The 14,379-nt window shown below is 61.8% G+C and carries 10 protein-coding genes; 6 read left to right on the top strand and 4 right to left on the bottom strand.

Translation table 11 applies throughout. The annotated features are described in order from the left end of the window. The first annotated feature begins 128 nt into the window (after nucleotides 1-128). Nucleotides 129-1,121, top strand: a complete 993-nt coding sequence (locus ACZ6WW_RS14425; RefSeq protein ID WP_465274809.1) for a mitochondrial fission ELM1 family protein — start codon at nucleotides 129-131, stop codon at nucleotides 1,119-1,121. On the opposite strand, the gene glnE is transcribed toward ACZ6WW_RS14425, so the two are convergent. Next, nucleotides 1,118-3,964, bottom strand: coding sequence for a bifunctional [glutamate--ammonia ligase]-adenylyl-L-tyrosine phosphorylase/[glutamate--ammonia-ligase] adenylyltransferase (gene glnE / locus ACZ6WW_RS14420; RefSeq protein WP_465274854.1), 2,847 nt, complete (start codon nucleotides 3,962-3,964; stop codon nucleotides 1,118-1,120). The genes ACZ6WW_RS14425 and glnE overlap by 4 nt on opposite strands. Nucleotides 3,965-4,154: 190 nt before the next feature. Between glnE and ACZ6WW_RS14415 the strand changes: the two genes are divergently transcribed. The 4 genes from ACZ6WW_RS14415 (at nucleotide 4,155) to ACZ6WW_RS14400 (ending at nucleotide 9,045) form a co-directional block, all read left to right on the top strand. Beyond that, nucleotides 4,155-6,077 (top strand): LTA synthase family protein, encoded by a 1,923-nt coding sequence (locus ACZ6WW_RS14415; protein WP_465274808.1) that lies wholly within the window; start codon nucleotides 4,155-4,157, stop codon nucleotides 6,075-6,077. 199 nt (nucleotides 6,078-6,276) lie between these two features. Beyond that, a complete protein-coding gene (locus tag ACZ6WW_RS14410; protein ID WP_465274807.1) occupies nucleotides 6,277-7,368 on the top strand; it encodes a hypothetical protein in 1,092 nt (363 codons plus the stop codon). Beyond that, nucleotides 7,365-8,558: an MFS transporter gene (locus ACZ6WW_RS14405; protein ID WP_465274806.1), complete on the top strand. Its 1,194-nt coding sequence runs from the start codon at nucleotides 7,365-7,367 to the stop codon at nucleotides 8,556-8,558. Before ACZ6WW_RS14410 ends, ACZ6WW_RS14405 begins: the two co-directional genes overlap by 4 nt. Before the next feature lie 202 nt (nucleotides 8,559-8,760). Beyond that, complete coding sequence (locus ACZ6WW_RS14400; protein ID WP_281851732.1) at nucleotides 8,761-9,045, top strand: hypothetical protein; 285 nt, start codon at nucleotides 8,761-8,763, stop codon at nucleotides 9,043-9,045. A gap of 54 nt (nucleotides 9,046-9,099) precedes the next feature. Here the strand turns inward: ACZ6WW_RS14400 and ACZ6WW_RS14395 are convergent, their stop codons facing one another. Next, nucleotides 9,100-9,999 carry a LysR family transcriptional regulator gene (locus tag ACZ6WW_RS14395; protein WP_465274805.1) on the bottom strand — a complete coding sequence of 300 codons (900 nt, stop codon included), beginning with the start codon at nucleotides 9,997-9,999 and terminating at the stop codon, nucleotides 9,100-9,102. 96 nt (nucleotides 10,000-10,095) lie between these two features. Here ACZ6WW_RS14395 and ACZ6WW_RS14390 point away from each other — a divergent pair, with 96 nt between their 5' ends. Then, nucleotides 10,096-11,514, top strand: coding sequence for an aldehyde dehydrogenase family protein (locus ACZ6WW_RS14390; protein WP_465274804.1), 1,419 nt, complete (start codon nucleotides 10,096-10,098; stop codon nucleotides 11,512-11,514). A 613-nt stretch (nucleotides 11,515-12,127) separates the two neighbouring features. Here the strand turns inward: ACZ6WW_RS14390 and groL are convergent. Continuing rightward, nucleotides 12,128-13,774: a chaperonin GroEL gene (groL, locus tag ACZ6WW_RS14385; RefSeq protein WP_465274803.1), complete on the bottom strand. Its 1,647-nt coding sequence runs from the start codon at nucleotides 13,772-13,774 to the stop codon at nucleotides 12,128-12,130. A gap of 131 nt (nucleotides 13,775-13,905) precedes the next feature. Beyond that, nucleotides 13,906-14,199, bottom strand: coding sequence for a co-chaperone GroES (gene groES, locus ACZ6WW_RS14380; protein ID WP_281851728.1), 294 nt, complete (start codon nucleotides 14,197-14,199; stop codon nucleotides 13,906-13,908). Nucleotides 14,200-14,379: the final 180 nt, after the last annotated feature.

The raw sequence follows: 14,379 nt of genomic DNA, 5'->3' as shown, positions 1-14,379 counted from the left end.
TATCCTTTATGACGTCATAGCGCGCCCGCGGGCGCCAAGAACGAGCAGTGTAAACGCGCAGCGGGATCGACAGGACACCCATTTAAGGAACGTACTGTGCTGATTCGAGAAACAATGGGGTGCCGGACGTGAGCGCATTGCAGGGCGAATGCTGGGTGATTACCGATCAGGCGGCAGGCAACCAGCGCCAGGCACTGGCTTTGGCCAGCCGCCTGGGTCTGCGCGTGCATCACCTGGTCTGGGAACCGCGCGCGCCCTGGTCCTGGTTCTCACCGCTCATGTTGCCCGGTTACAAACGGGCATTGGCGGCCAGCCAACGCCAGCGGTTGATGCCACCGTGGCCACGGGTCGTGATCGGCTGTGGCCGTGCTTCGTCCCTGTTTACGCGCATGTTGCGCAAGTTATCGCGCCGGCGCTCGTTCGTGGTGCAGATTCTCGATCCTCGCATCGACCCCAGGCACTGGGACATGGTGATCGCCCCCCGCCACGATGGCGTTCATGGCAGCAACGTGATTACCACACTGGGTTCGCTCAATCCGATCGACGCGACATGGCTGGACGATGGCCGCGATGCCAGCCCCGTCCTGGCCGATCTGCCGCAACCGCGCGTGGGCGTGTTGCTCGGCGGCCCGCGCAAGCACTGGCCGTTGGACGCAACCTACGCCCGAACGCTGGCCGAACAACTGCTCGCGCGACAACGCGCCGAAGGCGGCAGTGTGATGGTTGTCGCATCGCGGCGTACGCCCGACGAAGCGGTACGCCTATTGCGTGAAGCGTTGCGCGGGGTACCCGGCCTGGTCTGGGGCGGCAGCGAGGATGGCAACAATCCTTATCCCGGCGTACTGGGGTGGGCAGACCGGCTGGTGGTGACGCCCGATTCGGTCAATATGTTGTCCGAAGCCTGCGCCGTGGGTTGCCCGGTACACACCCTGGTGACGGCACCACTGCCGGCGAAGATCGCACGCTTTCACCGCGTACTGCGCGAGGCCGACCTGCTCCACGATCTGGATACCGTCGTCACGACACCGCAAACACCGTTGCGCGAACTTCCTGCCGTGGCTAAAGAGGTGCTTGCCCGCATGCATGCGCACGAACGGGATGCAAATACGGCGTCGCTTTAGGAAAAAGCGAAACCCAGTTCCTGCGTCACCTTTGCCACCTGTACGCAAAGATTTTCCAAGGCCTCGTCACGCGGTGCGATACGCGAGCGCAGATCCAGCGTGCATGCCAGCGATCGCTGCAACAGGTCCGCATGCGCTTGCGTCAACGTCGCGGCCTGTTGTGTATCGAGCCAACCCGCGCTGCGACACGCCTCGATCAAGGCTGCATTGGCCGTCACGTTCAGAACGTTCGGTTGTTGTGCGGCACCTGCCAGCACCAGGCCTTGCAGCGCAAACTCGATGTCCAGCAACCCACCGCGCCCCTGCTTGAGATCCAGCTGCGTCGCGCTGGATCGATCGCGCTCGGCACGCCAGCGCTCGCGCATGCCGCTGACCTCCTGCAACACCGCGGCGCGCTCGCGCGGCACCGCGAGAATCTCGCGCCGCACATCGGCAAGTTCCGCACACAGCGCCGCATCGCCGGCCACGGTTCGTGCGCGCAACAGGGCCTGATGCTCCCAAGTCCATGCTCGGCTGCGCTGATAGGCGACAAATGCATCGAGGCTACCGACCAGGAGGCCTTTGGAGCCATCCGGACGCAGCCGGGTATCGACTTCGTACAAGCGGCCCGCGCGCGTAAGCACAGTCAGCCAGTTGACAATGCGTTGAGTCAGGCGCTGAAACCAACGCGCCCCTTCCAACGGACGCGCGCCGTCGCTCATTGCCTGCGCACGTTTGCCGTCAAACACAAAAACCAGATCGAGATCGGATGCGAAACCGAGCTCCTCGCCACCAAGGCTGCCATAGCCCAACACGGCAAAGCCCGATCCTTCGCCAGGCAAACGACCGTGCTGGACGATCAATTCGCGCTCGGCCAACGATGTCACCGCCAGCACGACCGACTCGGCCAGCGCCGCCAGACGTCGAGCAGTCGCCACGGCATCGGCGCGGCCGTCGTTGAGCGCCAGCCCGAGGCGGAAGGCGATGCTGGACTTGAATTCGTTGATGCGCTCGAGCTCCGCCTCGGCCTCACGCTCGTCGAGCGTGGTCAGCACACGGGCGATTTCCGCGCTGATATCCGCGCGTTTCAACGGCAATTGGTCGATACGCGGATCGAGTACGTCGTCGAGCAACAGCGGTTGTGCGATCACGCGTTCGGCAAGAAAAGCGCTTTCGGCAAATAGTCCGGCCAGGCGTTTGCGTGCCGCGGGCTGCTCTTCGAGCAAGGCGAGATACGACGAACGCCGCGCCACCGCCTGCACCAGCCGGCATAGCCGCAACAGACATGCTGCTGGCGCCGCGCTGGCACGCGCGGCGATAAATAACTGCGGCATCAGACGATCCAGCCGCTCGCGCGAAGGCTGTGCCATCGCACGCACGGCAGCCGCCTGCGGCAACTTCATCAGCGCATCGGCCACATCGGCACCCGGCACGAAACCGGCGCCTTCGGCGGCACCCGCGTCGACATCGCCAGCGCAGGCACGCTGCCATAGCGCGACATCCTCGACCGGTGCACTCGCCGTGCGACCGCCTTGCGGCATCAACACCGCGGCGAACTCCTCGCTGACGATGCCGCGATGGTAAGCCAGCACCTGTTCCAGTTCCTGCCAATGCTCATGCCCCAGCCCGCGTGCAATACGCTCGCGACTGAGATCGTCCTCGGGAATATCGTGGGTCTGCGCATCGCGCAGCATCTGCACGCGGTTTTCCACCCGTCGCAGAATCACATACGCCTCGCGCAAAGCCTTGGCGCGTACCGCTGCGATATGCCCGCGCGCCTCACACGCGGTCAGCGCGGGAAGCAGGCCGCGTACGCGCAGACTCGGTTCGCGGCCGCCGCGAATCAACTGGGTCAACTGCACGATGAACTCGATCTCGCGGATGCCGCCCGGGCCGAGCTTGAGGTTGTCGGCCAGATCCTTGCGCGCGACTTCCGCATCGATCAGCGATTTCATTTCGCGCAGCCCGGCAAAGGCCGTGTAATCGAGATACTTGCGATAGACGAAGGGGCGCAACTGTTCCTGCAACTGCTTGCCGGCATTGCGGTCCCCTGCCACCGGGCGCGCCTTGATCCAGGCGTAGCGCTCCCAGTCGCGCCCTTCGCTCTGGTAGTACTGCTCCATCGCACTGAACGGCAATGCCAGCCGCCCGGCATTGCCAAAGGGACGCAGGCGCAGGTCGACACGCGCGCAGATGCCATCGACCGTGGGTTCGTTGAGCAGGCGCACCAGTTGGCGACCTAGTCGTACGAAGTACTCGCTGTTGTCCAGCGCACGCGCGCCATCGCTCTGGCCGCTATGCGGATAGGCCAGGACCAGATCGATATCCGAAGAAAAATTCAGCTCGCTGCCACCGAGCTTGCCGAATCCCAGCACGACCATTCGCTGCAAGACACCCTCGTGGCTGCGGCTATGGCCGTAACGAGCAGCCAGGGCCTGCTCGCCCCAACCGAGCGCCGCACCCAGCAAGGCCTCATAAAGCACGCTGGTCGCCGATAACGTGTCCGAGAGTTCGTCCAGGCCGTTGACGTCGCGAAAAACCAGACGCAAGGCCTCGGCATGGCGAAAGCGCCGCAGCGCCGACATGCACTCGCCTTCGTCGGCACTGAGCTTGAGGCTGTCGATACGCGTACCCGCATCGCCACCGGCACGCAGGCGCTCCAGGCCCTGCGGCGCCAATAGTTGCGGCTGCCGTAGCCAGGCATCGAACGCAAAATCGCTCGCCAGCAAGGTTCTGCGAATGCGTTCGGCCACGCCCGCATCGTCGTGCAACGGCACGCCAACCGCGCGGCAACGTGCGATCAACTCGCCATAGCGGTCATGGATCAGCGCGCGCAGCGCCATGGATTCGGAAGAAACGGCCATCGCGCCATTGTGCCGCAGAGTTGCCGTGGAGGTCTCGCCTGTGAAGGCGCGCATACTTTCTTGTGCTTTTGACGTTAGATCGCGATTTTTAGCGGCTGAACATCGTAGTACCGCGACCCTTCACGCCTACATTTGGTTCATATCCAGGTGATTACAGTTTTATTCCCACGTCATGACAGCCTGGCCCGCGATGCCTCAAAACATCGAAAAATCCGAGACTTCCGCACGTCGCGACTGGCGCGATACCACCGCCTGGCGCGTCGTCTGGCCACTGCTGCTCGCTTGTGCGTTCGTCCTGCTGACCGGCCTGGTCGACGGCGGTATCGGTGTGGCACCGGCGCAGCTGTTTCAACAACCCTTGTTCCTGCTCGCCAATGCCCTGCCCGGCCTGCTGCTTGCCTTGCTGCTGCTGGTACTGACCCGGCGAGCGATGTTGTCGTTCGGCGTGTCTTTCCTGCTGCAGACGGTGGTCTATGCCGTCAACAAGCTGAAGATCGCCAACCTCAATGTGCCGTTGATGCCGCAGGACTTCGGCATGGTCAGCCAGCTGCATAAAGGTGGCCTGCACCTGCTTGGCGGCTATCTGCCTGCGAGCCCCTGGCCTTATCTGGCCATCGTCCTCGGTGTGGCGATCATCGTCGCGATCTGGAAATGGGAGCCGGCGCTGTTCCGTCGCCACACACAAGGCAAGCGCATCGCCGCCGGCGCGCTGCTGTTTGTCGTGTTCGGCACCTTGCTGGCGGGCGTCCCGGGCTGGGCACGCATGTACAACGGCCAGCGCTTGTGGATGGAGCCCTGGTCGGTCTCGGGCACCGCCGAACATTCGGGCCTGGTCAGCTCACTGGTGATGTTCCATCTCGATCAGGCACGCCAGCAACACAAGAAGGGCGATCCGAACGCCGCGATGCAAGTTATCGGGCAAGCCGATCAGCAGCTCCGCCAGCGCATGCAGATCGATCCACAAGCGCAAGGCGAAGCGCCGGATATCGTAGTGATTCAAAGCGAGTCGTTCTTCGACCCAAGTATTGTCAAGGGTTATGAACAAGCCGACCTGACGCCGAATCTGCGCAGGCTCGCCGCGCAAGGCAGCAGTGGCCCGTTGCACGTGCCGACGTTCGGCGGCGGCACCATTCGAACCGAGTTCGAAGTATTGACCGGCCTGTCGCTGCGCTACTTCGGCAGCATGCAGTTTCCGTATCTGCAGATGAACTCGAAAGTGGTCCCAAGCATGGTGCGTTCGCTCCGCGCGCACGGCTACGAAACCGTCGCGATCCACGGCAACGATCCGACTTTCTGGAATCGCAACAGCGCATTCAAGGCCATCGGCTTCGATCAGTTCGTTTCGCAGTCGTCGTTTCCGAAGAACGCCGCGATGGATGGCAAGTACATGTCCGATCGCGCCATGACCGATGAAATCATGACCCAGCTAAAGGATGCCGGGCCGCCGCAGTTCCTGTTCGCCATCAGCATCGAAGCGCATGGACCTTACGACGACAGCCCCGGCATCAATGTCGAAGAGCGCGATGCGATTCCCGTCCCCGAAGGCGTCGAGGGCAAGGCCAAGCTCGAAACGCAGAACTATCTCTATCACATGCGCCATGCGGACGAAGAGCTCGGCCGTCTCGCCGACATGCTGGCCAAGCGCGAGCGCCCAACGCTTCTCTTGTTCTACGGCGATCACCTGCCCGGTCTGACCGACATGTACAACACCGCCGGATTCGTCGATGGCAAGGACATGCTGAGCCAGGCGGGCACGTGGCTTCTGGTCAATCCGCGCAACCCGGGCAAAGCCGAGCGCGAAGACCTGGCGTCATGGATGCTGCCGGGCAAGTTGCTGGAGCATGCGGGGATCCATGACGACGCCTATTTCGCGCTGACACAGGTACTGGCGCCGCAACTGGCGACACTGACCCGGGCACCGAATGCACCGCGGCAGGCTGAAGACCAGGCTGAGCAATCGCTCGACCACGGCATGGCCAACGTCGCCCTTTTACGCATGAAGGGCAAGCTCGACCCGTTGCTGCCGCAGGCCCAGTGGCCGGCGGGCGAGACGGGCATGGCCAGCGGAGATTCCGAACCGTCGGCAAGTGCTGCTGCCGGAGCCCATCAGTAACTCGCACCAGCCGAACTACGATCACGAGTGCTGATCGACGACAGCACATCACCTTCATCGCTCTTTCTCATGCCGAGTGCATGAGCAAAACTATCGACTCAGTTGGCAGACCACACTGCTGCGTCACATGCAGCCATCGGTGGGAAAATAGTCTGCAAACCAGGTGTATTCATTTCGGCTGGTCGCCATGGAGGGCCCTATGCCTTATGAGTTTCCGGGTAGTTCCATCACCGCGTCGCCTCGCTACTTTCATACTGACCCTTGGGAGGTCCGGCCCTCTCACAGCCCGGCGTCACTATCGTGTCGGGATATCGGCCGGCTGGTACGCGAAGCGCTCCTTTCTTTCTGTAGTGGCGTCTCCTACGGCCGTAAATCTGTTTTGACGCCGCATCCGGACGAGCTAACGTCTCTTATCGGCAACCAGACGAGATTACGGTCAACGTCAAACGAACGGCTCAACTGGAAATTGAGCACGCTCATTGCCGTAAATCGGAAATACGGCGCGGTGAAAATCGTGGGTTCGAACGCCTATAACCGACGCACCGGGCAACCCCGCTCGCAGTCGACCATTCTGCTGTTCGACAAACTGAGCATGAAGCCGCTATGCATCATGGATGGCACCGACATCTCAGCGGCCCGCACCGGCGCGTACGCATCGATTGTGTCCGAGACCTTTCGCGCGAATATCGACGGTCTGCGCGTATTCGTGTTCGGCACCGGCGCGGTGGCTACCAGGGCGATTGCCGATCTCATGGCGCATTGTGGCGATCGACTCGATCGCGTCTATGTAAAGGCATTCACCGATCAAAGTGTGATGGCGCTGGTTGACGCTTTTTCCGAAGCGCCCCGCCCGGTGGTCGCAGGCCACCTGGATGATCTTGCAAGCTGTCATCTCATCATCACAGCGACCAATACGGCGTCTCCGTTGTTTCAAGGCGAAGACATCGCCGAGGACGCTGTCGTGCTGCATCTTGGTGGTGACGAAACACCGGCAGCGCTTATCCACGAGACGCTCTCATTGGGAACTGCTATCTGTGACGATGTCGCATCGGTGTCCTCGCGCGGCTCGCAAAGCCTGGCCTTGTATTTTTCTCGACAAGGCCTTTCGTTGAACGAGGAAAAGGACAGGTACGGCATCTCCAATTTCCACCCGCACATGGCCCTGCCTGCGCATGCCGAAACGTCACGTTGTCTCATCACCTGTGTCGGATTGCCCGCACTGGATCTGCAACTGGCCGAACGCATCCATGACATCTGCAGCAACACGAAGCAGGTGACGCCACCCTCATGAATTCGCAGCCTGACCGAGCGTTGGCCCCGCTGGGCACGCCCGCATTCCGCAGACTCTGGCTGGCAACGGCGGCCGCGCATACAGGCTATTGGGCGCAATCGGTTGCCGTCGCCTGGTGGCTTGTGGAGCGGGAGTATGGGCCACAAGTTGTCGCATTGGCACACGTCTCATCGTCGTTGCCCGTGCTGTTGCTGTCCTATGGCAGCGGCTGGTTGATCGATCGTTTTGATTACCTGCGGGTCCAACGCGCCGCACAAGGCTGGGTCCTGCTTACCAGCGTGGCGCTGTTGGCGTTGATGTGCGTGCATTCGCCCAGCCCTCACGGACTGTTGCTGCTGACTGGCCTGATGGGTGCGGGTGTGGCTCTGCGCAATCCTGCCTGGCAGGCTGGCATCGGACAGATAGTCTCATTACGGCATCTTTCGGCGGCCATCGTGCTGAGCAGTGTCGCGTTCAATCTGGCTCGCACTTTGGGGCCGCTGATTGCAGGACTGTTTATTTCGGTGTGGGGCGTCTGGTCCGCCTTCCTCTACAACGCAATCACGACTTGCATTCTTTTCGTGACCCTGCAATGGCCTCGCGTGCAGCACGCTGAGACACGCCCTAAAGCTGCGTCCGCACTTGCACCGATCAGCCCGCGCAGCCGAGCGTGGCTCGGCTGTCTTTGCCTACGCGCGGCGGGCATCGGCTTCCCTACCAGTGCGCTTCTTGCGCTATTGCCCACCGTTGCATCTACTGAGCACAAAGACCCCCATGCGTATGTGGCTTTGCTGGGAGCATTTGGCGGTGGCGGGCTAGTCGCGGCCGTGATTCGACCACGCCTGATCAGGGTACTCAGCCCGGATCATCTCCTGGATATTTGCTGCGTAATCTTTGCCACGTGCCTGCTGTTTGTAGCATGGCGACCAAACGGGCATCTCCTTGGCCCCGTCGCGCTTGCGGGCGCCACATGGCTGATCCTGTTTTCGACACTGAACGTCGCGGTGCACAGCCATTCCGAGTCGTCGTATCGGGGACGCGCGCTGGCGACCTATATGACAAGCGCGTTCGGCGGCATGGCGGCCGGTGGTTTGCTGTGGGGATGGCTTGCCGAGTTGCGCGGTTGCGATGCGGCTCTGCTTGTCGCGGCTGCTGTTTTGTCCTGCGGCCTTGTGTTCCACCGACCTCGCGTTTGTCAGGGTCCGGGCTGATGCACGCCGCGAACTGACTGCAGCTGCGATAAATCAAGCGGCTGTTATCGCTTTTTTAAGAAGGACGTTTCTGTTCATTCAGTGAGCTGTCTGCTTGCTGACGCACGCCAGTTCGGTTCAGCAAACAGTCGGATCGATGCGTCTAACGTGCCATCCAACCAAGGACATCTTGTCCTGGTTTCCCACTTTCGGAGGTTCATCCATGCGCAAGACCATGCTCGCCGCTTTCATCGCTGCTTCCGTCCTGTCCGCTTCCGCCTTTGCGCAGAACGCTCCGGCTGATGCCAGCGCGAATTCCGGCGCGGCCGTGCAGCAGCAGGACGCGATGAAGCAAGACGCCATGAAGAGTTCCGCACCGCAAGCCAGTGACGCCGCCGCCAAGCCGGCCACCCACAAGGCTGCGAAGCATCACAAGGCCAAGAAGGCCGCCGCTCCGAAGGACAGCAGCGCCAGCGGTGCGGCCGAAGCTCCCGCCAGCGGCGAATAAGCAAAACGGTTCGAGTACGACAGTCAAAACCCCGGGGGCGACCCCGGGGTTTTTCTATGCCGGCAAGCCGAGTTCGCGAATCAGCTCGATCAACGCGCGCAGGGGTGCCGGAACATTGCGACGGCCGGAGTAGTAGAGGCTCAAGGCCGGATACGTCGGCACCCAGTCGTCCAGCACGCTGATCAATCGGCCTTTCTTTAGATCGTCCTTGACGTACCAATCCGCAAGCATGGCCAGTCCCAGTCCGTCGCGAGCGGCTTCGTACATCAGCAAGGCTTCGTCCAGTACCAGTGGACCGGCCACGTCGACGGTAAATGACGCGCCGCGTCGCACGAAATCCCAGCCAACGGGTGCGCCCGTTGGCATTCGCGCACGAATACAAAGATGGTCCGCCAGATCTGTCGGCGTCTGCGGCCGTTTGCGCCGTGCGAAGTAAGCCTTCGAGCCGACCACCTTCATGCGGAACGGCAGACCTATCGGCACCGCAATCATGTCGCGCGGCACCAGGTCAGCCACGCGAATGCCCGCATCGAAACCCTCGCCGACCACGTCGACCAACCGCCCATTGGTTATCACATCGACACTGACAGCCGGATAGCGCCGCACGTACTCACCAAGAATCGGCTGAAATATGCGTCGTGCGGCGCCAAGCGAAGTATTGATGCGCAAGCTGCCCGACATGCTCTGCTGGCGGCTGCTCGCGTTGGCCATGGCCTGATGGATATCCGACAACGCGGGCGCGACCTGTGCAACGAATTGCTCGCCCGTCTCGGTCAATGCCACGCTGCGCGTCGTGCGGTGGAACAGCCTCACGCCAAGGCGCTTTTCCATGCCTGCCACCGCATTACTCAGTGCGGTGGTCGACATCTCCAACTCATCGGCGGCTGCCTTGAAGCTGCCCCGACGCGCTACCGCAAGAATCGCGTCCAGTTCGGTGAGCCCCGACTTGTACATTGATTCGATTTCCGGGATGACTTGTCCCGATTCTAGCTATTTTTCAGGCCAATGTGCGCCACCATACTTCAGGGCAACCACAGCCCTGGAGGCTCTATGCGCATGTTGGAACATTCCTATATCGACGGCCGCTTCGTGCAAACGCTTGGCGTCGAGACGATGGACATCGTCAATCCAAGTACCGAGGCGATCATCGGTCGCTTGCGGCTCGCCGGCCAGGACGACGTACGGTTGGCTATCGAGGCGGCGAACAAGGCACAGCACGCTTTCTCGCGCAGCAGCAAACAGGAACGCATCGCCATGCTTCGTCGGCTGGAAGAAGCCGTACATAAACATGTGCCGGCGATCCGCGAAGCCACGGTCGACGAATACGGCGCGCCACCGCAGCGCGCCACATGGGCCAGCGAATACGCGGCGGCGTGTTTCGGCCATGCCGCCGAAACGCTGGCGGCTTATCCATTGACTCGGCAGATGGGCGCAGCCAGTGTGACGATGGAATCCGTCGGCGTGTCGGCACTGATCACGCCGTGGAACAGCGTCGCCGGCTCGATCTGCAGCAAGCTCGCCTACGCTATCGCCGCCGGCTGCGCAGTGGTGATCAAGCCCAGCGAGCTGGGTGCGATCCAGGCACAGGCGGTTGCCGAAGCAGTCCACGCTGCCGACCTTCCGCCCGGCATCGTCAATATCGTGATCGGCCGGGGCGACCCGGTAGGCACGACACTCAGCACGCACCCGGGTGTCGCCAAGATTTCCTTCACCGGTTCAACACAGACCGGTAAGGCGATCGCACGCGCCGCCGTCGACAGCATGAAGCGTGTCAGCCTGGCGCTGACCGGCAAATCGCCGTCGATCATTCTCGACGACGCCGATTTTCCCCATGCCGTACCGCTGGCCATCCAGGCCGGGCTGCAAAACAGTGGGCAGGCTTGCGTGGCGGGAACGCGCATTCTTGTTCCGGCTTCGCGACTGGATGAAGTGATTGCTTTGACTCAACAGGCCATCGCCGGCATCAAGGTCGGCGACCCACGCAATCCGCAGACGACGATCGGGCCGATGATCAGCGCCGCGCAATACGAGCGCGTGCAGCGATACATCCGCATCGGCAACGACGAAGGTGCCACATTGATTGCGGGCGGCCAAGGCCGGCCGGAGGGCATCGAGCGTGGCTACTTCGTTCGACCGACTGTCTTTGCCGGCGTAAGCAACGATATGACGATCGCTCAAGAAGAAATTTTTGGGCCTGTACTCAGCATCATCACCTATCGCGACGACGAGGAGGCCATTGAGATCGCCAACGATTCGCCGTATGGGTTGCAGGCTTATGTGTTCTCGACGAACAGCGAACGCGCACATGCCGTCGCTTCGCGGCTGCTTGTCGGCGGGGTGAAGATCAACAGCCTTCAACATGAGGCGCTTGCGCCGTTTGGCGGATATAAGGCGTCTGGGGTCGGGCGCGAAGGCGGTGTGTTTGGGCTGGAGTCGTTTCTTGAAGCGAAGGCGATTGTCGGAGAGTGAGATGATTGGCCTTCGTTTTTCAGACAAGATTTCTCAAACGGAAACACTGAAGAATAGATTCCGGCCTGCGCCGGAATGACAAAGGGGTGTAGGCAACGGTAAGAGGACGAACGCTTTAAGTCCTCACCGCCGCGACGCCTCGCGCACCAATCCGGCGTACCTCAGAAGCGCCAGAAGTGTCCCCTGTCGATTCGAGTAGACGGTCCGAGAGGTTTTATCTCTCAATGCTGCTCAGAGCTCTTGATCCACAGGCCATTTCTCTTGGGTTACTTTCTCTTTACTCCGGACCTAAAGGTCCTCCGCCCTCCGGGCCGGCTTCGCCGTTCGCATGCGCTGCGCGCAAGCGTGGGCCAGCAAAGAGAAAGTGACTCGCTCGCCGGCAGGCGAGTGAAACGCCCGCTGCGTAAGCGGCCAGGTCGCCCGAACACACAGGCAAGAACCAAACACTGACGCCACTGGGTTCCGGCCTACGCCGGAATGACGAAGTTGGAGAGGCTGCGGAAAACCGCCCAAAGCATCCGTTCTCGCTTGACTAGTACAGCAATAGCCATCCAAAAGAAAACCCCGCACAAGGCGGGGTTTTCTCCAAACAACTGCAACAGAAGCGCAGGACTTAGAAGTCCATACCACCCATGCCGCCCATGCCACCGCCCGGCGCACCGTGCGAATGACCTTCGTCCTTCTTCGGCACTTCGGTCACGGCCGCTTCGGTCGTGATGATCGAACCGGCGACCGAGGCCGCGAACTGCAGAGCCGAACGGGTGACCTTGGTCGGGTCCAGGATGCCGAAGGCGATCATGTCGCCGAACTCGCCCGTGGCAGCGTTGTAACCGAAGTTACCGTTGCCTTCCTTCACCTTGTTCAGCACGACCGACGGCTCTTCGCCGGCGTTCGACACGATCGCGCGCAGCGGAGCTTCCAGTGCGCGACGGGTGATGGCGATGCCCAGATCCTGATCGGCGTTGGCGCCCTTCAGGCCATCGAGCGACTTGAGCGAGCGGATCAGCGCCACGCCACCGCCCGGCACCACGCCTTCTTCCACTGCAGCGCGGGTGGCGTGCAGGGCGTCTTCGACGCGAGCCTTCTTTTCCTTCATTTCGACTTCGGTCGCCGCGCCCACCTTGATGACGGCCACGCCGCCAGCCAGCTTGGCCACGCGCTCCTGCAGCTTCTCGCGGTCGTAGTCCGAAGAGGTCTCTTCGATCTGCGCCTTGATCTGGCCGATGCGCGACTGGATGCGCCCGGCTTCGCCGGCACCGTCGATGATGGTGGTGTTTTCCTTGGTGATGACGACGCGCTTGGCGCGGCCCAGATCGTTGATCGTGGCCTTCTCAAGCTGCAGGCCAACTTCCTCGGAGATCACCTGGCCGTTGGTCAGGATGGCGATGTCTTCCAGGATGGCCTTGCGACGATCGCCGAAGCCCGGCGCCTTGACGGCGGCGACCTTGACGATACCGCGGATGGTGTTGACGACGAGGGTCGCCAGGGCTTCGCCCTCGACTTCCTCGGCGACGATCAGCAGCGGCTTGCCAGCCTTGGCGACGGCTTCGAGCACCGGCAGCAGTTCGCGAACGTTCGACACCTTCTTGTCGTGGATCAGGATGAAGGGGTCGTCCAGCTCGACCTGCTGGCTCTGCTGGTTGTTGATGAAGTACGGCGACAGGTAACCGCGGTCGAACTGCATACCTTCGACGACGTCGAGTTCGTTCTCGAGGCCCGAACCTTCCTCGACCGTGATCACGCCTTCCTTGCCGACCTTCTTCATCGCGGTGGCGATAATGTCGCCGACGTTGGCGTCGGAGTTGGCCGAGATGGTGCCGACCTGGGCGATCGCCTTGTCGTCGGCGGTCGGGTTGGAGAGCTTCTTCAGCTCGGCGACGGCGGCGGTCACCGCCTGGTCGATACCGCGCTTGAGATCCATCGGGTTCATGCCGGCGGCCACAGCCTTCAGGCCTTCCTGGATGAACGCCTGCGCCAGCACGGTCGCGGTCGTGGTGCCGTCACCGGCCACATCGGACGTCTTGGAAGCGGCTTCCTTGACGATCTGCGCGCCGATGTTCTCGTACTTGTCGGCCAGTTCGATTTCCTTGGCGACGGACACGCCGTCCTTGGTCACCGTCGGTGCGCCGAAGCTCTTCTCGAGCACGACGTTGCGGCCCTTCGGACCCAGGGTGACCTTGACCGCGTTGGCCAGGGTGTTGACACCCTTGAGCATGCGCGCGCGGACGTCTTCGCCGAAGCGTACTTCTTTAGCTGCCATAAAATTTTTGCCTCAAAAATTTTGAATAGGAATGGTTCTGTCGTTCCAAAGGCGGTACCAGAAGGAGCCAAAGGCGACTGGCGTGCGCGCTCTTAAGTTCGCGCTCGGCAAGCCGCAACTCCCAACGGAACTCAGCCCTCGATCACCGCAACAACGTCGTCTTCCTTCAGGAAGACCAGCTCTTCGCCGTCGATCTTGATTTCCTGGCCGGCGTACTTGCCGAACAGCACCACGTCGCCTTCCTTCAGCGACATCGGACGGACATTGCCGTCTTCCAGGATGCGACCGGTACCGGCAGCGATGACCTTGCCGCGGGTCGGCTTTTCGGTGGCGCTGTCGGGGATGACGATGCCGCCGGCGGAGACACGCTCCTCTTCCAGGCGCTTGACGATGACGCGATCGTGCAGCGGACGCAGTTTGCTCATGGATGGCTCCAGCTAATGGATTGGGTTGGGAAAAGTCGGGACGGGGCGCGATGCGGGGGACCGCATTGTTAGCACTCGCCGTCGGTGAGTGCCAATTCTAACGATGCAGAAGCCCCTCGCAAGAGGTCGCGTCCCTCGAACCTGCACTTCTAATGGGGAAGCTGGCTGGCCCTTTCAAGG

This window comes from Dyella sp. NPDC103356 (assembly GCF_055584465.1).
The sequence above is the reverse complement of the archived record's forward strand: the minus strand, read 5'-3'. Positions and strand labels throughout refer to the sequence as shown.

Excerpts from the sequence above, each read along its gene's own strand:
- groES (WP_281851728.1), bottom strand. The coding sequence starts at position 14,199 with ATGAGCAAACTGCGTCCGCTGCACGATCGCGTCATCGTCAAGCGCCTG.
- glnE (WP_465274854.1), bottom strand. The coding sequence starts at position 3,964 with ATGGCCGTTTCTTCCGAATCCATGGCGCTGCGCGCGCTGATCCATGAC.
- ACZ6WW_RS14400 (WP_281851732.1), top strand. The coding sequence starts at position 8,761 with ATGCGCAAGACCATGCTCGCCGCTTTCATCGCTGCTTCCGTCCTGTCC.
- ACZ6WW_RS14395 (WP_465274805.1), bottom strand. The coding sequence starts at position 9,999 with ATGTACAAGTCGGGGCTCACCGAACTGGACGCGATTCTTGCGGTAGCG.
- ACZ6WW_RS14410 (WP_465274807.1), top strand. The coding sequence starts at position 6,277 with ATGCCTTATGAGTTTCCGGGTAGTTCCATCACCGCGTCGCCTCGCTAC.
- ACZ6WW_RS14390 (WP_465274804.1), top strand. The coding sequence starts at position 10,096 with ATGCGCATGTTGGAACATTCCTATATCGACGGCCGCTTCGTGCAAACG.
- ACZ6WW_RS14415 (WP_465274808.1), top strand. The coding sequence starts at position 4,155 with ATGCCTCAAAACATCGAAAAATCCGAGACTTCCGCACGTCGCGACTGG.
- groL (WP_465274803.1), bottom strand. The coding sequence starts at position 13,774 with ATGGCAGCTAAAGAAGTACGCTTCGGCGAAGACGTCCGCGCGCGCATG.
- ACZ6WW_RS14405 (WP_465274806.1), top strand. The coding sequence starts at position 7,365 with ATGAATTCGCAGCCTGACCGAGCGTTGGCCCCGCTGGGCACGCCCGCA.